The sequence below is a fragment of the Sphingomonas adhaesiva genome (assembly GCF_002374855.1).
Classification (GTDB): domain Bacteria; phylum Pseudomonadota; class Alphaproteobacteria; order Sphingomonadales; family Sphingomonadaceae; genus Sphingomonas; species Sphingomonas adhaesiva.
Genome location: NZ_NWVC01000002.1, coordinates 472,166 through 490,336, shown reverse-complemented (window position 1 = coordinate 490,336; position 18,171 = coordinate 472,166). Strand labels below are relative to the sequence as shown.

Genomic DNA, 18,171 nt, shown 5'->3' with positions numbered 1-18,171 from the left:
CCGTAACCACGCCCGATGACCATCCAGACCGCCCTTGCGCCCTCGCCGATGCCGCGGGTGGCGCGCGCGATCCCGCCCGACGCGCGCGTGACGCACTGGCGCGCGGCGGACGGCTGGGCCGTGCGGCGGTTCGACCGTGACGGGGCGGGTCGCGGTGCGATTCTGTTCCAGGCCGGCCGTGCCGACATGTTCGAGAAGTATCTGGAATGTTTCGATCACTGGCACGCCGCCGGCTGGTCGGTGACCGCGTTCGACTGGCGCGGGCAGGGGGGATCGGGGCGGCTGGGCGCCGACCCCCATGTCGGCCATTGCGCGTCGTTCGCGCCATGGATCGACGATCTGGCGGACTTCTGGCGCGACTGGCGGGCGGAACGCGCCGGGCCGGCGGTGCTGATGGGCCATTCGATGGGCGGCTATCTGGCGCTGCGCGCGATGGTGGAGGGGCGCGTCGCGCCGGACGCGGCGGTGCTGGTCGCGCCGATGCTGGGGCTGCGCTCCCCCGTGGGCGCGCGGATCGGCGGACTGGCGGCGCGCGTTATCGCCGCAATGGGTAATCCCGCGCGCGCGGCGTGGAAGGGCGAGCGCCCCGGCGCGCCCGATCGCCGCGCGCTGCTGACCGGCGATTCGGACCGTTATGACGATGAGGCATGGTGGTTCGCGCACGATCCGTCGCTGAAGCTCGGCCCGCCGAGCTGGGCGTGGCTGGCGCAGGCGTTCGCGGGCACCGCCGCGCTGCGCGCCGACCCGCGGCTGGCGCGGGTGGCGACGCCGGTGCTGACGCTGGTCGCGGATCGCGATGCGCTGGTCGATCCGCATGCCGCGATCGCGACCACCGCGCGGCTGCCCGATGCGCGCACGATCCGCTTTCCCGACGCCGCGCATGAAATCCTGCGCGAACGCGACGCGGTGCGCGACCGCGCGCTGGCGGCGATCGACACGTTCCTGGCCGAGCGGGCGCCCGCGGCATGACCCATGACATCGCGATCGTCGGCGCGGGGATCGCCGGCGCGACGCTGGCCGCCGCGATCGGCGCGCGCGCGCGCTTGCTGCTGCTGGAGGGGGAGGATACCCCCGGCTATCACGCGACCGGGCGGTCGGCGGCCTTCTGGTCAGAAACCTATGGCGGTGCGGGCATCCAGCCGCTGACCACCGCGTCGCAGGCGCCGCTGCGCGATGGCGGCTATCTCGATCCGCTGGGCGCGCTGCACATCGGGCGCGCGGGCGCGGACGAAGGCGCGGCGGCGGCGCTGCTGGCGGAGTTCGCAGACACGCCGGTGGCGCTGGAGCCGGTCGACCCCGCCGCGCGCGTGCCGGGGCTGCGCGAGGGATGGACGCTGGGCGTGTGGGAGCCGAGCTGCGCCTATATCGACGTCGGCCGGCTCCATGCCGATGCACTGGCCGATGCGCGCCGCGCGGGGGCGCAGCTGGTCACCGGCGCGCAAATGGTGGCGGCGGAGCGGCACGGCGGCGCATGGCAGCTGGCGATGCGCGACGGGCGCCATTTCGCGGCCGACGTGCTGGTCGATGCCGCTGGCGCCTGGGCCGATGCGGTAGCGGGCATGGCCGGGGCGCGGCCGCTGGGGATCCGCCCGTATCGCCGCACCATGATGCAGCTGGCCACGGATCCGGCGGCGCCCGCGGGGATGCCGTTCGTCAACCACCTGTCCGGCAATTTCTATTTCAAGCCGGAGGCGGGCGGTAAGCTGTGGCTCAGCCCGCACGACGAACATCCGGTGGATCCGCACGACGTCGCGCCCGAGGAGATCGACGTCGCGATCGCGATCGACCGGTTCGAAGGTGCGGTCGACTGGCGCGTCACGCGCGTGGAGCGGCGCTGGGCGGGGCTGCGATCCTTCGCGCCCGATCGGCTGCCGGTCTACGGCGCCGATCCGCGCACGCCGGGCTTCTTCTGGTTCGCGGGGCAGGGCGGGTTCGGCATCCAGACCGCGCCGGCCGCCGCCGCGATCGGCGCCGCGCTGCTGCTGGGGCAGGGGGCGATGCCCGCGGGGGTGGACGCCACGATGTACGCGCCCGCACGCTTCAGGTGACCCTAGCGGCGGCCCCCCGCCGCCACCGCGGCATCGCTGGCCAGCCGGTCGGCGCGTTCGTTGTCGGGGTGGCCGGCATGGCCCTTCACCCAGGTCCATTCGACGCGGTGGCGGCGCGATGCCTCCAGCAGCGCCTGCCACAGTTCGGCGTTCTTCACCGGCTTCTTGTCGGCGGTCTTCCAGCCGTTCTTCTGCCAGCCGTGGATCCACTTGGTCAGCCCGTCCATGACGTAGCGGCTGTCGGTGGACAGGCGGACCCGGCAAGGGCGGGTCAGCGCGTTCAGCCCCTCGATCGCGGCCATCAACTCCATACGATTGTTGGTGGTCAGCGGCTCGCCGCCCGACAGTTCCTTCTCATGCGCGCCGGCGCGGATCAGCACGCCCCAGCCGCCGGGGCCGGGATTGCCCTTGCACGCGCCGTCGGTGGCGATCTCCACCAGCGTCAGTTCCTCGCCGCCGCTCATGCGAAGGCTCCGGGATGGGCGCGATACCAGTCGAGCCGCCGCGCATAGGCGAGCGGGTCCTTGCGCATCACCAGCGCATCGGCCGGGGTATGCAGCCAGTCCCACGCGCGGCTGAGCAGGAAGCGGATGCACGCGCCCTGCGCCAGCACCGGCAGCGCGGCGCGTTCCGCCGCGGACAGCGCGATCCGCTCGGCATAACCCGCCAACAGCGCGGCGCCGATCGCCGCGTCGGCGGTCCGGCCGGTCGAATCGAACGTCCAGGCCGAATGCATGATCGCCAGATCATAGGCGCGCACGTCGGTGCACGCGAAATAGAAGTCGATCAGCCCGCTGACCGTATCGCCCAGCATCAGGACGTTGTCGGGGAACAGATCGGCATGGATCGCGCCGACCGGCAGCGTGGCGGGCCACGCGGCCTCGACCTCGCGCAGCGCCGCGTCGACCTGTGCGAACAGGCCGGGGGCGATCGTATCCACGTCGGCGCCCATCCGTTCCAGCAGCGGGCGCCAGGTGGCGATGCCCATCGAATTGGCGCGCGTCGGCGCGAAATCGGCGACCGCCATATGCATGTCCGCCAGCGCGCGCGCCGCCGCCAGTGCCTGCGCCGCGGTGGGGTGCGACACCGACACGCCGGTCAGGAACTTGATGAGGCAGGCCGGGCGGCCTTCCAGTTCCTGGATCTCCACGCCCGCACGATCCTTGATCGCGGGCGGCACGGGCAGCCCCCTGGCGGCGAGATGATCGAGCAGCGTCATGAAGAACGGCAGATCGTCCGCCGACACGCGCTTTTCGTACAGCGTCAGGATGAAGCGCGCGGTCGTGGTATCGACCAGATAGTTGCTGTTCTCCACGCCCTCGGCGATGCCCTTGGCGGACACCAGTTCGCCGACGTCGTAGCGCGTGAGGAAGGCGGCCAGCGCCTCCGCGGAAACCTGTGTATAGACTGCCATGAATCGTCCCGCCGGCGTCGGCCGGCCCCCTTTTATCGTGGGATCACGCCGCTTCGGCGGCGTCCAGCCCGCGCGGCAGCTTGAACGAGATGGTCTCGCGCGTGGTCTCCTCCTCGCGCTCGGTCACCGCGAAGCGCGTGGCGAGCAGGTCGACCAGCTCGCGCACCAGCAGTTCCGGCGCGGACGCGCCCGCGGTAATCCCCAGTGTGCCGACCCCGTCGAGGAACGACCAGTCGAGATCGGCGGCGCGCTGGATCAGCGCGGCGCGGATGCCCTGCCGCTCGGCCACCTCGACCAGTCGCAGCGAGTTGGACGAATTGGGCGCGCCGATCACCAGCACGGCGTCGCAGGCCGATGCGATCGCCTTCACCGCCGCCTGCCGGTTGGAGGTGGCGTAGCAGATATCCTCCCCGCGCGGCGCCTGGATCGCGGGGAAGCGCGCCTGGAGCGCGGCGACGACCGCGGCGGTATCGTCCACCGACAGCGTCGTCTGGGTAAGGAAGGCCAGGTTGGCGGGATCGGTGACCGTCATCACCTCCACGTCGGCGACGGTTTCCACCAGCGTCATCGCGCCGTCGGGCACCTGGCCGAACGTCCCGATCACTTCCGGGTGGCCGGCATGGCCGATGAAGACGATATGCCGCCCCATCGCGACCAGCCGTTCGGCCTGGCGATGCACCTTCGACACCAGCGGGCAGGTAGCGTCGAGATAGTCGAGACCGCGATCCTGCGCCGCGGCGGGGACCGATTTGGGTACGCCGTGCGCGGAAAAGACCACCGGCGCGCCATCGGGCACCTCGTCCAGTTCCTCGACGAACACCGCGCCCTTCGCCTTTAGCGAATCCACGACGAACTTGTTGTGGACAATTTCGTGGCGGACGTAGACGGGGGCGCCGTGCTTCTCGATCGCCAGTTCGACGATGCGGATCGCGCGGTCCACCCCGGCGCAGAAGCCGCGCGGCGCGGCGATCAGCAGCTCCAGCGGGCGGCGGTCAGTTGCGGTTTCGGCCATGTGCCTGCGCTTACGCGAATGCTTGCTCCCGCGATAGTCGGTTCCTATGGTGGCGCATGATCCGGGGCCGTGTCCTGCCGTCTGGCGGGGAGCGGCCCCGAACCGTATGTGCCCAACGTGCCCAACAGTCCGGGATATTTTCGTGACCGCTCGCTCGCTCGCCGCCCCGCTGGTCCTCCTCATCGCCGCCGGTTGCGCCAAGAGCGGTGAAATCGACGTCACCGGGGGCGTGGGCATCACCTCGGTCCGCTCGGCGTGCCCGGTGGTCGGGGTGCCGGCGGGCACCGGCGACGTGACCCTGTTCGATCCGCCTGCCAGCCGCGATGCGGCGGCGCTGGACCTCAGTGCCGCGATGAGCGACGTGCGCTCGACCTGCGACGATCAGGGCGACGACGTCATCACCCGCGTCACCTTCCAGGTGGATGCCCGGCGCACCCGCACCGACGCGCCGCGCGATGTGACGCTGCCGTATTTCATCGCGATCACGCGCGGCGGCACCAATGTCGTCGCCAAGCGGGTGGGGCAGGTGCAACTGCACTTCGACGCCGGCCAGGGTCGCGCCACCGCCACGATCGAGGCGACCACCGCGGTCAGCCGCGCGCTCGCCACGTTGCCGCAGGAGGTGCGCGACCGCCTGACCCGCAAGCGCAAGGCGGGCGACGAGGATGCGGCGGTCGATCCGCTGGCCAGCCCGGAGGTGCGCGCCGCGGTCGCCTCCGCCACGTTCGAGGCGCTGGTGGGCTTCCAGCTGACGCCGGACCAGCTGAAGTATAACGCGACGCGCTGAGCCGGGCAGGGGCGGGGCCGATCGGCCTTCGGTCACCCCGGCGAAGGCGTGACCTTTGCAAAACCCACGCCGTCATGCCGGACGAGTTCCGGCATGACGGAGGGGGTTAGACCGAGGCGTCGAACAGGATCAGGCGGTCGGGCGCGCGCCGCCGCCACTGCCGCCGGCACCACGGCCGCGGCCGCCACGGCGACGACGGCTGGCGTTGGCGTAACGGCTTTCGCCCGGCTGCGACGATCCGCTGCCGCCGCCGCGCGCCTGCTGGCCGCGTGCCTGCGGCGTGCCGCCGGTCGCGCGCGGCTGGTGCGTCGCCTTCGGGCGCGCGGGCGGGCGGGCGCCGCGCGGGCGATCCTCACGCGGGGCCGGATCGGCGCCGATCGCCTTTACGCGCTCGGCCTTGATCGCCTCGGCACGGCGCAGGAAATCTTCCGGCAGCGCGACGACCGGCACCTTCTGGCGGGTCAGCTTCTCGATATCCTTGAGGTACGGACGCTCGTCCTCGGCGCAGAAGGCGATCGCCTCGCCGCTCGCCCCGGCGCGCGCGGTGCGGCCGATGCGGTGGACGTATTGTTCCGGCACGTTGGGCAGTTCGAAGTTGAACACGTGGCTGACGCCCGACACGTCGATGCCGCGCGCGGCGATGTCGGTGGCGACCAGGATCGGCACCTCGCCCGACTTGAACAGCGCCAGCGCGCGCTCGCGCTGCGGCTGGCTCTTGTTGCCGTGGATCGCGCTGGCGGCGATGCCGTTGCCCGCCAGCAGCTTCACGACGCGGTCGGCGCCATGCTTGGTGCGGGTGAACACCAGCGCGCGGTCGATCGGCATGTCCTTGACCAGCATGGTCAGCAGCGCCTGCTTTTCCTGCTGATTGCAGAAGATCACCGACTGGTCGACACGCTCCGCGGTGGTCGATTGCGGCACGACGCTGACGGTCGCGGGATCGGTCAGGAACTGATCGGCCAGCTGGCGGATCGACGGCGGCATGGTGGCCGAGAAGAACAGCGTCTGGCGCTTGCGCGGCAGCATCCGCACGATCTTCTTGAGCGCGTGGATGAAGCCCAGGTCCAGCATCTGGTCGGCTTCGTCCAGCACTAGGATCTCGATCATCGACAGGTTCAGATAGCCCTGCTCGACGACGTCGATCAGCCGGCCGGGCGTGGCGACCAGAATGTCGACGCCGCGCGCCACGTCGGTGCGGTTCTTGTTGATGCTGGTCCCGCCGAACACGGTCGCGACCGACAGCTTGGAAAACTGCGCATAGCCGCGCGCATTGTCGGCGATCTGGCTGGCCAGCTCGCGCGTCGGCGCCAGCACCAGCATCCGGCAGTGGGTGGGCAGGACGCGCTTGTTCGCGGCGACCAGCTGCTGGATCGACGGCAGGACGAACGCCGCGGTCTTGCCCGTGCCAGTCTGCGCGATGCCCAGGAGGTCGCGCCCTTCCAGCAGCGTCGGGATGCTGTCGCGCTGGATCGGGGTGGGTTCGTTATAGCCCTTCGCGGCGAGCGCGCGGACAAGCGGCTCGGCAAGGCCGAGAGCGGAAAAAGGCATGAAATACAATCCTGTACGACGCCGACCCGGCGCGTTAAGACGCGCCGGTGGCGGGGAGAAGATGACACCCCGCGTGACTTGGGAAGCCGGTGGACATACTGACCGAAACGGAGCCTGGGCACGGTGGCCCGATCACGCTGCCGACGTCTCGATACCGATCCATGTGCATGTTGCGACGCAAAAAGTCAAGGTGACCGCAAAGATCGCCTGCCGCCGTGAACCACCGCGTATCTGCCGTGTTCAGCCCTTGTCCCCCACCATCCGCAAGATATGCCCGACACCATGACCCTGCCGCCGCCCCCGCCGTCCCGCCGCCAGGCCGATGCCACCAGCGTCGGACGCTGGGACTGGGATATCCTTTCGGATCGGGTGACGTCGGATGCGGGCTTCGCGGCGCTGTACGGCGTACCGCCCGATGTGGCGGCGGCGGGGGCGCCGCTGGCGGAGTTCTTCGACGGTATCCATGCCGACGACCGCGAGCGGGTGCGCGTGGCGATCGACGCGGCGATCGCGTCGGGGGGCGTGTTCGAACAGGAATATCGCGTCGTCGGGCTGGACGGACAGAGTCGCTGGCTCGCCGCGCAGGGGCGGGTCGAGTGCGACGAGGCCGGACGTGCGGTGCGCTTTCCGGGCGTCAGCTTCGACATCGACACGCGCAAGCGCGGCGAACTGCGGCTGGCCGCGATTGTCGAGCTGGGCGACCGCTTGCGCGAACCGGGCGATCCGGGCGATCTGGCGCTGGCGGCGGCGCAGGTGCTGGGGCGCGTGCTGGACGTCAGCCGCGCCGGCTACGGCACCGTCGATCCGGTCGCCGAGACGATCACCACCGAGCGCGCCTTCTGTGCGGAGGGGATCGCGCCGCTGCCCCCGATCCTGCAGTTCCGCGATTACGGGACCTATATCGAGGATCTGAAGCGCGGCGTCACCGTCGCGATCGAGGATGTGCGTGAGGATTCGCGCACCCGCGACACCGCCGAGGGGTTGCGCGAACTGGCGGCGATGTCGTTCATCAACATGCCGATCACGGAGCGCGGCGGGTTCGTCGCGCTGCTGTATCTGAACCACGCCGTCCCGCGCCCATGGTCGCCCGAGGAGCTGGCGTTCGTGCGCGAGGTGGCGGAACGGACTCGCGATGCGGTGGAGCGGCGCCGCGCCGAGCATGAACTGGCCGCGCTCAACGCGCGGTTGGAGCAGGCGGTGGAGGCGCGCACCGCCGAGCTGATGGTGGCCGAGGCGCAACTGCGCCAGGCGCACAAGATGGAGGCGGTCGGCCAGCTGACGGGCGGGCTGGCGCATGATTTCAACAACCTTTTGACCGGCATTTCGGGGGCGCTGGAGATGATCCAGGTGCGCGTCGCTCAGGGGCGCGTCGGCGAGCTGGACCGCTACGTCACCGCGGCGCAGAGCGCGACGCGGCGGGCGGCGGCGCTGACCCACCGGCTGCTGGCCTTTTCGCGGCGCCAGACGCTGGATCCCAAGCCGACCGACGTCAACCGCCTGATCCAGGGGATGGAGGAGCTGATCCGCCGCACCGTCGGCCCGGCGATCTCGCTGGAGGTGGTCGGCGCGGCGGGGCTGTGGCCCGCGCTGGTCGATCCCAACCAGCTGGAAAACGCGCTGCTCAACCTGTGCCTCAACGCGCGTGACGCGATGCCCGACGGCGGGCGGATCACGATCGAGACGGCCAACAAGTGGATGGACGAGCGCGTCGCGGCGGCGCGCGACCTGCCGACGGGACAATATCTGTCGCTGTGCGTCACCGACACCGGCACGGGGATGAGCCCGGAGGTGCAGGCGCGCGCGTTCGATCCCTTCTACACCACCAAGCCGCTGGGCGAGGGGACCGGGCTGGGCCTGTCGATGATCTACGGCTTCGCGCGGCAGTCGGGCGGGCAGGTGCGCATCTACAGCGAGCCGGGGCAGGGCACGACCCTGTGCATCTATCTGCCGCGGCATTACGGCGCCGCCGCCGCGGAGGATGCCGCCGCGCACCGCGCCGAGGATGCGCCGGTCGCGCAGGACGGCGCGACCGTGATGATCGTCGACGACGAACCGACGATCCGCATGCTGGCGGTCGAGATATTGTCCGAACTGGGCTACACCACGCTGGAGGCGGGCGACGGCGCTAGCGCGCTGCGGCTGCTGCGTGCCGGCGCGCGCCCGCACCTGCTGGTCACCGACGTGGGCCTGCCGGGCGACATGAACGGGCGGCAGGTGGCGGATGCGGCGCTGGCGCTGATCCCGGGTCTGAAGGTGCTGTTCATCACCGGCTATGCCGAAAATGCGGTGATCGGCAACGGACAGCTGGCGCCGAACATGGCGCTGGTGACGAAGCCGTTCGCGATGGAGGCGCTGGCCGCGAAGGTGCGCGCGCTGCTGGCGGGATAGCGGCTCAGGCGGCGGACAGCCCCGCCAGGAATTGCGACAGCCGCTGGTCGATCGTCGCGCTGCGCGTCGCCAGATCGGCGGCGAGCGCGCGCATCGCGCCCGCGTCGCCGTCCGCATCGCGCGTGCCGTCGAGGATCGTGGCGATGTTGCGTTCGATATGCGCTGCGGCCACGCTGGCATCGTCGACATTGTCGCTGATGACGCGCGCCGCGCCGCCCTGTTCGCGCACCGCCTCCATCACGCTGGCGGACAGCGCGTCCACGGCGCCCACCGCGGCGGCGACCGCGGCATGCCCGTCCGATACGTCGCCGATCGCCTCGCGGATGCGGCCGACATGGCCGGTGATCCCGCCCGCGGCGTGGCGGGTCTGTTCGGCCAGCGCCTTCACCTCGCCCGCGACGGTGGTGAAGCCGCGTCCAGCATCGCCCGCGCGCGCCGCCTCGATCGCGGCGTTGAGCGCCAGCATCGACGTTTGCTGCGCGATCGAATCGATCAGCGCGACGACGGTGTGGATCGCTTCGGCCGCGTCGGCCAGTGCGGCGACCTGTGTCGCGCTGCGATCGGCCTGCTCCACCGCGCGGCGGGTCGCGTGCTGCGCATCGGTCATCCGCCGTTCGACCGCGTCGAGCGAGCCGGTCAGCGCGCGGCCGCGTTCGGCGATACCGCCCAGGCTCGTGGCGGCCTGTCCGATCGCGCCGGCGACCTCCATCGTGCGCTGGCCGATGTCGCCGGCGCGCGCCGCGATCCGCGCCGACGTCTCCTCCACCGTGGTGGCGGCGCGTGCCAGCTTCGCGACCAGTTCGCGCGCGTCGCCCTGGAATTCGTCCGACAGCCGGTCGATGCGGTCGGCGCGCGCGGTGCGGGCGGCGGTGATCGCGCTGTCGCGCCGGGCCGCAACCGTCAGCAACGCCTGCTGATCGACCACGCCGGCGAAGCGCCCCTGCGACGTCATCACCAGCCCTTCGCCGCCGTCGTCGGTGCGACGCACCTGTTCGAGCGCGAGCGATACCGGCGCGCCTGACTCCACCACCGGGCAGGGGCGCCGCAGCGACGCCACGCCGATCGACAGGCTGCGGTTGCACAACAGCGCATAGCCGAACGGGCTGAACAGCAGCGGGCGAACGTCGCGTTCCAGCAACGCGCCGGTCGGCCGGCCGTCGGCATCGATGAGCGCGATCAGCCGCAGCGTGGGATGCGCGCGCAGCAGATGGACCGCATCAATCAGCGGCGCATCGTCCGGCAGGGCATGGCGATGCGTTATCCAGGCGGGCGACACGGTGTCGCGGTCGACCAGCCTGTCACTGTCCATCCCGCGTCCCATCGACCGATCATCCCGCTTGCGTTGCGGGAACGGCAGTATCCCGATGGTGTGAAGACAGACTTTACCGGGTGTGACGGACAGATGACAGCGATGCCCGCGATGGCGCGGGCATCGCCGTTGGAACGGGTATCACAATTTGCGCGCGATCACTTCCTTCATGATCTCGTTCGTGCCGCCGTAGATGCGGCTGACGCGCGCACCGCGCCACATCCGCGCGATCGGATATTCGTTCATGTAACCCGCGCCGCCGTGCAGCTGCAGGCACTTGTCCATCACTTCCCATTGCAGGTCGGTGTGCCACAACTTGGCCGCGGCGCCTTCCTCGTTGGTCAGTTCGCCCTTCAGGTGGCGGGCGATCGCCCAGTCGAGATGCGCCCAGCCGACCTGCAGCTTCGCCTTCAGATCGGCGAGCACGAATTTGGTGTTCTGGAAATCGAACACCACGCCCTTGAACGCCTTGCGCTCCTTTACGAAGGCGACGGTGTCGTCGAACGCCTTCTGACAGGAGGCCATCACACTGACCGCGATCGACAGCCGTTCCTGCGGCAGCTGGCTCATCAGATAGACGAAGCCCATGCCTTCCTCACCCAGGCAGTTGGTGATCGGCACGCGCACGTCCTCGAAGAACAGCTCGGACGTGTCGGCGGCGTCCTGCCCGATCTTGTCGAGCTTGCGGCCCTTGCTGAACCCTTCGCGGTCGCTTTCGACCAGGATGATCGACATGCCCTTCCACGCCGGCTGCGCATCGGGATCGGTCTTGGCGACTACCAGCGTCAGGTCAGTGTTCTGGCCGTTGGTGATATAGGTCTTCGACCCGTTGATGACGTAGTGGTTGCCGTCCTTCTTCGCGGTGGTGCGGATCGACTGCAGGTCGCTGCCGGTGCCCGGTTCGGTCATCGCGATGGCGGTGATGACGTCGCCCGACACCATCTTGGGCAGCCATTCGGCCTTCTGCTCCTCCGAGCCGTAGGTTTCCATGTATCCGGCGACGATGTCGGACTGGAGCGAGAAGCCGGCGGGGACGCCGGCATAGGCCATTTCCTCGTCGACGATCGCGTTATAGCCGAAATCGAGGCCCAGCCCGCCATAGGCCTCCGGTGCGGTCGGGCACAGCATCCCGATCTCCCCGGCCTTCTGCCAGAACGCCTTGGGCACCAGCCGTTCGCGTTCCCAGGTGTCGACGTGCGGCACGCCTTCCTTGGCCAGGAAGCTGCGGACCGTCTGGCGGAACGCCTCGTGATCCTCGGTATAGGCAAAGCGGCCGGCGACGGTGTCGAGCGTCATGATGATATCCCCTCCGGATAGTTCGTTGCCTCTATCATGCGGCCCCCGCGCGGCGGGTCAAGTAACTTTTGTTATGGCGATGGCGCCGAGGAGCATGCGGTGACGAGGGCGGCGGTGCGCGCGCCATTCAATCCGCGGCGGGTATCGGCGCAGATGCGGCCCGCGCCATCCAGGGCGACGGCATAGGGTAGCCCGGCGGTCGCGGACAGAAAGGCGCGCCGCGCCGCGCCGTCGGGGGGTGTCCAGCGTCGATCGGCAGGCACGCGGGCGAGCAGGCGGTCATCGGGCGCGGCATCGCCCTGCGCGACCAGAACGCGCCACGGCCGCGCGGCGGCGACGATCTCCGGCAGCCGATCGATCTCGGCATGGCAGGGCGCGCACCAATCGGCGACGAACAGGATGATCGTTCGTGGCGGACCGGCCGGCGGGGCGCCGGCGGTCAGCGATAAGGCGGCGAGGATTCGGAGCCGTCGGAGGGGCGGGAGGCTGATCGACATGGGCGCAGCGATGATGCAACGTTCCTGGCACAGGGGAAAGCGGGCAAGGGGGGAAACGGACATGACGGCAGCATTGGTGATCCTGCTGGCGGCGCAGGCGGCGGGGGCGGCGGGGGCGACACCGCCCGCCGCGACCTTGCAGGCGCGGTTCGATGCGGCGAACGAGGCACAGGCCGGTCTGAAATGTGCGGAGGCGATACGGCTGTACACTGCGCTGGAGCAGGAGCCGAAGATCCGTGGCAATGCGCTGGCGAGTGCCGCCATCGCGGTGCGAAAGGGCATCTGCCTGGTCGCCGATGCGACCGCCGACGCGGGGGAGGCCTCGATCCGCCGCGGACTGCCGGCGCTGGAGGCGAAGGGCGCCGAATTCGAGCTGGACGTCGCGCGGGCGTATCGTGCGCTGGGCGACGTCGCCACGCTGCGCTTCGACTATCCGGCCGCGGCGCGCGAGTATCGGCGAGCGGTCGACAGGTCCACGGGGGGAAGCCGGGCGGGGCATCTGCTGGCGCTGTCGCGGGCGACGATGTTCGACGGTGACGGGGCGGGCGTTGCCGCGGCGGGGGAGGCGCTGCGGCTGGCGCTGGATCTGCCGGCGCAGCCGGCATCGTCCGATCCCCAGGCCATCAGGAAGGGCGCTGACGAGCGCCGCGAAACGATCGCCGCCGTGCGGACGCAGTATGCGCGCGCGCTGTTGAACATGGGCAGGAACAAGGAGGCCTATGACCAGCTGAAGGCGTCGTTGCGCGAACAGGGTGGGCTGACGACGACGGTGGGGTTCAACGACATTTCCACCCGCTCGGACCTGGCGATAGCGGCGAAGCTGGCAGGCGATATGGATGCCGCCCGCACTTACCTGTCGTATACGGGAGCGGGCCGCATCGGAAACTCGCCGTTCCAGAGCGCCGACCAACTCGTGTCGGCGCCCTGTGGCGGGGCGGCGGGACTGAAGCCGGAAGACGTGGCGATCGTCGAATTCTCGGTGGAAACCGACGGGCACGTGTCGAGCGTGTCCCCGATCTACACCACGGCGGGGCGCGGCGCCGCGACGGCCTTCGCACAGGCGGCGGCGCGCTGGTCATGGCAACCTGATTCGATCGCCAAGGTGCCGGCGCTGTTCCGTTACCTGACGCGGGTGGAGATGCGCTGTACCCGCGCCAGCGAGCGGCCGCCTTTGACCCAGCCGTTGCAGGATGCGGCGATGGAATGGCTGGCGACGCGCGGTGCGGGCGATACGGCGTGGCGCGACAGGCCGGTGGCGCTGGCCGCCCCGATCGAGCGCGCCGCGCTTGCCAAAGCGCGGTCTGCGGGGGACGATGCAGGCGTGTTCGCGGCGCTCCTGGCCCTCGCGTCCAACGGCGTGGTGACGAACGCGGAGCGCAATGCGCTGGCGAAGGAGGCGGTCGACGTTGCCGGGCGGGCGAACGCGCCGGTTGCGGTGCGGACCTACGCCGCCCTCACCCTGGCGCATCTGCAGGAGGACGGTCGCAAGGAAGCGACGATGACCCGCGCGATCCTGTCCGATCCGGTGGCGATGGCCGATCCGCTGACCGCGGCAACCGTCATGATGCTGGCGGCACAGGCGCCGCGGATCTCGATGGAATCGAAGCCCCCCGCCGACGCGCCGGTCCTGACGCAGCGTGTCATCGACCTTGCCGGATTGCCCGATCAGCATCCGCTGAAGGTCAGCGCCTTGTTGCAGCGGGCCAATCAGTTGGCGAAGGCGGGTGACCTTCCCGCGGCCAGGGCGCTGTTCGATCGCACCGGGCTGACCGAGGAACAATGCGCGATGATCGAGCCCAAGCCCGATGTCAGGCGGAGCGGTTTCAGCGCGCGGAATTATCCGATGGAGGCGCTGCGGAATGGTTTCGAAGGGTGGGTGCAGGCCGAGTTCGATATCGCCGCGGACGGTACGACCGTGGAGCCCCGCGCGACCGTCGCCTATCCGCCGTTCGTGTTCGATGAGGCTGCTGTGGGCATGTTCAAGGCGACGCGCTTCACCAGCAGCTATCGGCCAGCGGGCAGTCTGGCCTGCACGGCGAACCGGAACAAGGTGATCTTCCGGCTTCCCTAGCAGGCCCGCCAGCGGGGACTGCCTTTGCCCTTTTCCGTCCCGACCAATCGCGCTAGGCCGAGGGCAAAGGAGATGGTTGCGCATGAAACTGGCTAGTCTCAAGCACGGGCGCGACGGGAAGCTCGTCGTCGTCTCCGACGATCTGGCATGGTATGCCGACGCCTCGCATATCTGCGCCACGATGCAGGCGGCGCTGGACGATTGGGACCGGATCGCGCCGCATCTCCAGCTGCTGGCGACCGACCTGCGCAACGAGGCGATCCCGCGCGAGCGGTTCCATGAGCACGCCGCCGACGCGCCGCTGCCGCGCGCCTATCAATGGGCGGACGGCTCGGCCTATGTGAACCATGTCGCGCTGGTGCGGCAGGCGCGCGGGGCGGAGATGCCCGACAGCTTCTGGCACGACCCGCTGATGTACCAGGGCGGCTCCGACGGCTTCCTGGCGCCGCGCGACCCGATACCGCTCGCGGACGAGGCGTGGGGCTGCGACATGGAGGCCGAGGTGGTCGTCGTCACCGGCGACGTGCCGCAGGGCGCGAGCCGTGAGGAGGCGCTGGCGGCGGTGCGGCTGGTCGGGCTGACCAACGACGTGTCGCTGCGCAACCTGATCCCCGGCGAACTGGGCAAGGGCTTCGGCTTCTTTCAGTCGAAGCCCGCGTCGGCCTTCTCACCCGTGTTCGTGACGCCCGACGCACTGGGCGACTGGTGGCAGGGCGGGAAGCTGCACCGCAAGCTGATGGTCGACCTGAACAACGCGCCGCTGGGCCGGGTCGAGGCGGGCGAGGACATGACGTTCGATTTCGGCACGCTGATCGCACACGCCGCGAAGACGCGCGCGCTGGGGGCGGGGACGATCGTCGGATCGGGCACCGTGTCCAACCGCGATGCCGATGGCGGGCCGGGGCGCCCGGTCGCCGATGGCGGCGTCGGCTATTGCTGCCTGGCGGAGGTGCGCACGGTCGAGACGATCCGCACCGGCACTGCGACCACCCCGTTCCTGAAGAAGGGCGACACCGTCCGCATCTGGGCCGAGGACGATCGCCACCACCCGATCTTCGGCACCATCGAACAGACGGTCGCCTGACGATGCGGGCATGGAAGGTGCTGCCGCTGGCGGCGGCCGCGGCGGCCTGTGCCGAACAGCCGGCGGCGCGCCCGGCGGTCACCACCCCGCCGCTGGCGGCGCCCGCGACCCCGGCGGACCTGTATGGCGCGCTGTTCCAGGCGGTGCAGATGCGGCGCGTCTTCGCCGACGGGAAGACCTTCGTCGATGCGGTGCCGCGGCGCGACCCCGCGGCGATCATGGCCGATTATCGCGCCGCGCCGCCCGCCGACGATGCCGCGCTGAAGGCGTTCGTGCTCGCCAATTTCGACGTGCCGGCGGAGGCGCCGACCGTCGCGCCCAGCACCGAGCGCCCGCCGCTGGCCGACCATATCCGCGCGCTGTGGCCGCAGTTGACGCGCCCGCCGCTGGTGCCGCCGGCCGGTTCCTCCGCGCTGGCGCTGCCGCGCCGCTATGTGGTGCCGGGCGGGCGGTTTCGCGAAATGTATTACTGGGACAGCTATTTCACGATGCTGGGCCTGGAGGCGGACGGCCACGGCGACCTGACGCGCGACATGATCGAGGATTTCGTGTCGCTGGTCGCGCGCTACGGCCATGTCCCCAACGGCACGCGCAGCTATTACGTCAGCCGGTCGCAGCCGCCGTTCCTGTACCTGATGATGGGGCTGGTGCCCGACGTCGACCGCACGACGCAGGCGCGCTGGCTGGACGCGCTGATCGCCGAACATCGTTTCTGGACCGCGCAGCGCAGCGTGGCGATGCCCGATGGCGCGACGCTGCAACGCTATGGCGACGCGCGCTTCACCCCGCGCGATGAATCGTGGCGCGAGGATGTGGAGACCGGCGCGGGCGACCGGCAGCGGTACAACGACCTGCGCGCCGGGGCGGAAAGCGGCTGGGACTTTTCGTCGCGCTGGCTGGCGGACGGGCGAACGCTGGCGACGATCGACACGACGCGGATCGTGCCGGTCGATCTCAACAGCCTGCTGTACGGCATGGAGCGGGCGATCGCAACGCGGTGCCGCGCGCTGGGCCGCGCGGCGTGCGCCGGGGAGTTCGACCGGATGGCGGACACGCGCCGCGCCGCGATCGAACGCTGGCTGTGGAGCGCGGACGAGGGGCGCTACGGCGATTTCGACCTGGCCGCCGGGCGGCTGCGCGCGGGCGTGACCGCGGCGACCGCCTATCCCTTGTTCACCGGCGTCGCCGCGCCCGATCGCGGCGCACGCACCGCCGATACGATCGCGCGCGTGCTGCTGGCGCCCAACGGGCTGCGCACCACGACGGTGGCGACCGGGCAGCAGTGGGACAGGCCCAACGGCTGGGCGCCGCTGCAATGGATCGCGGTCGAGGGGGTGGCGCGATACGGCCGCGACGACGTGGCGCGGATGATCGGCACCCGCTTCCTGGCGACGGTGGAGCGCGAATATCGCGCCTCGGGCAAGCTTCTGGAGAAATATGACGTCGAGGAAAGCCGCCCGGGCGGCGGCGGCGAATATCCGACGCAGGACGGCTTCGGCTGGACCAACGGCGTGACCCGCGCCTTGCAGGAGCGGTTCGCGCGCTGACGGTCCCCGCCCCGCCGCCTCAATAAGCGGCGGTGAAGCGCGCGCGGGGGTGGCGGTGCTGTTCCAGTTCGTCGACCATCGCGATCGCATAATCGGCGAAGCTGATCCGGCTCTGCCCGTCGGCGTCGGTGACGAGACGGTCGGTGTCGGTGCGATAGCGGCCGAGCCGCGGACCTTCCTCGATTAGCGCGGCGGGCGAGAAGAAGGTCCAGTCGATCGCGGCTTCGTGGCGCAGCGCGTCCAGAAAGCGGATGCCGCCCATCGCGAAGGCGCGCCATTCGTCGGGAAAGTCGGGCGAATCGATCAGCTTCCTGCCCGGTGCCACTTCCAGGCTGGCGGCGCCGCCGGTCACCAGCAGGCGCGGCACCCCGGCCGCGCGCACTGCGCCAAGCAGCATGTCGGCCGTGATGTCGAAATGAAGCGCGCTGATGACGGCATCGTGCCCGCTTATCACCCCGGCCAGGGCGGCGGGGTCGGATGCATCGCCGGCGGTGGCGGTGACGCCCGGCGCGGCGGGAATCGCATCGGGCTTGCGGGCGATCGCCGTCACCAGATGCCCGCGCGCGGCGAGTTCCCTAGTGATTTCCGTGCCCGCGCGTCCGCTTGCGCCCAGAACAGCAACCTTCATCTGCCTACTCCATGGTTTCCACCGGTAACCTGGTGCGCTATCGAAACCGGATCATGCAAGAAGGCACTTTCGCCACATCGAGTCACCTGGCCGAAACCACCTCCGCCCCGCCGGCATGGACGCGCGGCGATGTGTTCGCGCCGCAATGCCCGACGCGCCAGCTGCTCGATCGCGTCGGCGACAAATGGAGCGTGCTGATCCTGACGTTGCTGGGCGGGCGCGATCACCGCTTCAACGAGCTGAAGCGGCGGATCGGCGGTATTTCGCAAAAGATGCTGAGCCAGACGCTGCGGACGCTGGAGCGTGACGGACTGATCCATCGCGAGGTGTTGCCGACCGCGCCGGTGACGGTGTCCTACCGCCTGACCGCGCTGGGCGACGATCTGATCGCGGCGCTGCGGCAGACGATCGACTGGGCGGAAACGCGGATGAAGGACGTGCTGGAGGCGCAGCGGCGCTATGATTCGCGCGTGGCGGAACGCGAAGCCCGGACATGATGCTGCGTGTCCGGTCCGCGATCGGAGTCGTGCCGGGACGCAGCG

At 70.3% G+C, this 18,171-nt stretch carries 15 protein-coding genes and 2 pseudogenes; 9 read left to right on the top strand and 8 right to left on the bottom strand.

From position 1 onward, the window contains the following. The first annotated feature begins 15 nt into the window (after positions 1-15). Both COA07_RS06855 and COA07_RS06850 read left to right on the top strand, forming a co-directional pair. Positions 16-969 carry an alpha/beta fold hydrolase gene (locus COA07_RS06855; protein WP_245842048.1) on the top strand — a complete coding sequence of 318 codons (954 nt, stop codon included), beginning with the start codon at positions 16-18 and terminating at the stop codon, positions 967-969. Beyond that, entirely contained in the window at positions 966-2,048 is a 1,083-nt protein-coding gene (locus COA07_RS06850; protein ID WP_066712383.1) for an NAD(P)/FAD-dependent oxidoreductase, read from the top strand. Before COA07_RS06855 ends, COA07_RS06850 begins: the two co-directional genes overlap by 4 nt. A gap of 2 nt (positions 2,049-2,050) precedes the next feature. Here COA07_RS06850 and rnhA read toward each other — a convergent pair whose 3' ends face one another. The 3 genes from rnhA to ispH are packed head-to-tail and all read right to left on the bottom strand — an operon-like array spanning position 2,051 to position 4,474. Continuing rightward, positions 2,051-2,512 (bottom strand): ribonuclease HI, encoded by a 462-nt coding sequence (rnhA, locus tag COA07_RS06845; RefSeq protein ID WP_066712389.1) that lies wholly within the window; start codon positions 2,510-2,512, stop codon positions 2,051-2,053. Next, a complete protein-coding gene (gene thrB, locus COA07_RS06840) occupies positions 2,509-3,462 on the bottom strand; it encodes a homoserine kinase (RefSeq protein ID WP_066712392.1) in 954 nt (317 codons plus the stop codon). The genes rnhA and thrB overlap by 4 nt, the downstream gene beginning before the upstream one ends. Positions 3,463-3,505: 43 nt before the next feature. Then, positions 3,506-4,474 carry a 4-hydroxy-3-methylbut-2-enyl diphosphate reductase gene (gene ispH / locus COA07_RS06835; RefSeq protein WP_066712394.1) on the bottom strand — a complete coding sequence of 323 codons (969 nt, stop codon included), beginning with the start codon at positions 4,472-4,474 and terminating at the stop codon, positions 3,506-3,508. A gap of 106 nt (positions 4,475-4,580) precedes the next feature. Between ispH and COA07_RS06830 the strand changes: the two genes are divergently transcribed. Next, positions 4,581-5,261, top strand: coding sequence for a hypothetical protein (locus COA07_RS06830; RefSeq protein ID WP_373853927.1), 681 nt, complete (start codon positions 4,581-4,583; stop codon positions 5,259-5,261). A gap of 129 nt (positions 5,262-5,390) precedes the next feature. Here the strand turns inward: COA07_RS06830 and COA07_RS06825 are convergent, their stop codons facing one another. Beyond that, the gene (locus COA07_RS06825) at positions 5,391-6,809 is read right to left on the bottom strand and encodes a DEAD/DEAH box helicase (protein ID WP_096640723.1); all 1,419 of its coding nucleotides are present in this window, start codon (positions 6,807-6,809) and stop codon (positions 5,391-5,393) included. Between the two features lie 270 nt (positions 6,810-7,079). Here COA07_RS06825 and COA07_RS18805 point away from each other — a divergent pair. Continuing rightward, a pseudogene (locus COA07_RS18805) lies at positions 7,080-7,385 on the top strand (PAS domain-containing protein); the annotation flags it as partial. A gap of 105 nt (positions 7,386-7,490) precedes the next feature. Beyond that, a pseudogene (locus tag COA07_RS06820) lies at positions 7,491-9,197 on the top strand (ATP-binding protein); the annotation flags it as partial. A gap of 4 nt (positions 9,198-9,201) precedes the next feature. Here COA07_RS06820 and COA07_RS06815 read toward each other — a convergent pair. The 3 genes from COA07_RS06815 to COA07_RS18230 all read right to left on the bottom strand — a co-directional run bounded on the left by COA07_RS06815 (position 9,202) and on the right by COA07_RS18230 (position 12,362). Then, a complete protein-coding gene (locus COA07_RS06815) occupies positions 9,202-10,506 on the bottom strand; it encodes a methyl-accepting chemotaxis protein (protein ID WP_066711315.1) in 1,305 nt (434 codons plus the stop codon). A gap of 141 nt (positions 10,507-10,647) precedes the next feature. Beyond that, positions 10,648-11,802: an acyl-CoA dehydrogenase family protein gene (locus tag COA07_RS06810; RefSeq protein ID WP_066711314.1), complete on the bottom strand. Its 1,155-nt coding sequence runs from the start codon at positions 11,800-11,802 to the stop codon at positions 10,648-10,650. Positions 11,803-11,873: 71 nt separating this feature from the next. After that, positions 11,874-12,362, bottom strand: a complete 489-nt coding sequence (locus COA07_RS18230; protein ID WP_169924223.1) for a TlpA family protein disulfide reductase — start codon at positions 12,360-12,362, stop codon at positions 11,874-11,876. Between COA07_RS18230 and COA07_RS06805 the strand changes: the two genes are divergently transcribed. The 3 genes from COA07_RS06805 to treF all read left to right on the top strand — a co-directional run bounded on the left by COA07_RS06805 (position 12,361) and on the right by treF (position 17,001). Then, a complete protein-coding gene (locus COA07_RS06805) occupies positions 12,361-14,370 on the top strand; it encodes an energy transducer TonB (RefSeq protein WP_169803533.1) in 2,010 nt (669 codons plus the stop codon). The two genes, COA07_RS18230 and COA07_RS06805, sit on opposite strands and share 2 nt — an antisense overlap. A gap of 82 nt (positions 14,371-14,452) precedes the next feature. Then, positions 14,453-15,454 (top strand): fumarylacetoacetate hydrolase family protein, encoded by a 1,002-nt coding sequence (locus tag COA07_RS06800; protein WP_066711311.1) that lies wholly within the window; start codon positions 14,453-14,455, stop codon positions 15,452-15,454. 2 nt (positions 15,455-15,456) lie between these two features. Further along, entirely contained in the window at positions 15,457-17,001 is a 1,545-nt protein-coding gene (gene treF, locus COA07_RS06795) for an alpha,alpha-trehalase TreF (RefSeq protein ID WP_096640657.1), read from the top strand. Positions 17,002-17,020: 19 nt separating this feature from the next. On the opposite strand, the gene COA07_RS06790 is transcribed toward treF, so the two are convergent. Continuing rightward, entirely contained in the window at positions 17,021-17,629 is a 609-nt protein-coding gene (locus COA07_RS06790; RefSeq protein WP_066711789.1) for an NAD(P)-dependent oxidoreductase, read from the bottom strand. A gap of 53 nt (positions 17,630-17,682) precedes the next feature. Here COA07_RS06790 and COA07_RS06785 point away from each other — a divergent pair, with 53 nt between their 5' ends. Beyond that, positions 17,683-18,126 (top strand): winged helix-turn-helix transcriptional regulator, encoded by a 444-nt coding sequence (locus COA07_RS06785; protein WP_083956933.1) that lies wholly within the window; start codon positions 17,683-17,685, stop codon positions 18,124-18,126. Positions 18,127-18,171: the final 45 nt, after the last annotated feature.

Coding starts and splice junctions, on each gene's coding strand:
- COA07_RS06855 (WP_245842048.1), top strand. CDS start 16: ATGACCATCCAGACCGCCCTTGCGCCCTCGCCGATGCCGCGGGTGGCG.
- COA07_RS06850 (WP_066712383.1), top strand. CDS start 966: ATGACCCATGACATCGCGATCGTCGGCGCGGGGATCGCCGGCGCGACG.
- rnhA (WP_066712389.1), bottom strand. CDS start 2,512: ATGAGCGGCGGCGAGGAACTGACGCTGGTGGAGATCGCCACCGACGGC.
- thrB (WP_066712392.1), bottom strand. CDS start 3,462: ATGGCAGTCTATACACAGGTTTCCGCGGAGGCGCTGGCCGCCTTCCTC.
- ispH (WP_066712394.1), bottom strand. CDS start 4,474: ATGGCCGAAACCGCAACTGACCGCCGCCCGCTGGAGCTGCTGATCGCC.
- COA07_RS06830 (WP_373853927.1), top strand. CDS start 4,581: ATGTGCCCAACGTGCCCAACAGTCCGGGATATTTTCGTGACCGCTCGC.
- COA07_RS06825 (WP_096640723.1), bottom strand. CDS start 6,809: ATGCCTTTTTCCGCTCTCGGCCTTGCCGAGCCGCTTGTCCGCGCGCTC.
- COA07_RS06815 (WP_066711315.1), bottom strand. CDS start 10,506: ATGGACAGTGACAGGCTGGTCGACCGCGACACCGTGTCGCCCGCCTGG.
- COA07_RS06810 (WP_066711314.1), bottom strand. CDS start 11,802: ATGACGCTCGACACCGTCGCCGGCCGCTTTGCCTATACCGAGGATCAC.
- COA07_RS06805 (WP_169803533.1), top strand. CDS start 12,361: ATGACGGCAGCATTGGTGATCCTGCTGGCGGCGCAGGCGGCGGGGGCG.
- COA07_RS18230 (WP_169924223.1), bottom strand. CDS start 12,362: ATGTCCGTTTCCCCCCTTGCCCGCTTTCCCCTGTGCCAGGAACGTTGC.
- COA07_RS06800 (WP_066711311.1), top strand. CDS start 14,453: ATGAAACTGGCTAGTCTCAAGCACGGGCGCGACGGGAAGCTCGTCGTC.
- treF (WP_096640657.1), top strand. CDS start 15,457: ATGCGGGCATGGAAGGTGCTGCCGCTGGCGGCGGCCGCGGCGGCCTGT.
- COA07_RS06790 (WP_066711789.1), bottom strand. CDS start 17,629: ATGAAGGTTGCTGTTCTGGGCGCAAGCGGACGCGCGGGCACGGAAATC.
- COA07_RS06785 (WP_083956933.1), top strand. CDS start 17,683: ATGCAAGAAGGCACTTTCGCCACATCGAGTCACCTGGCCGAAACCACC.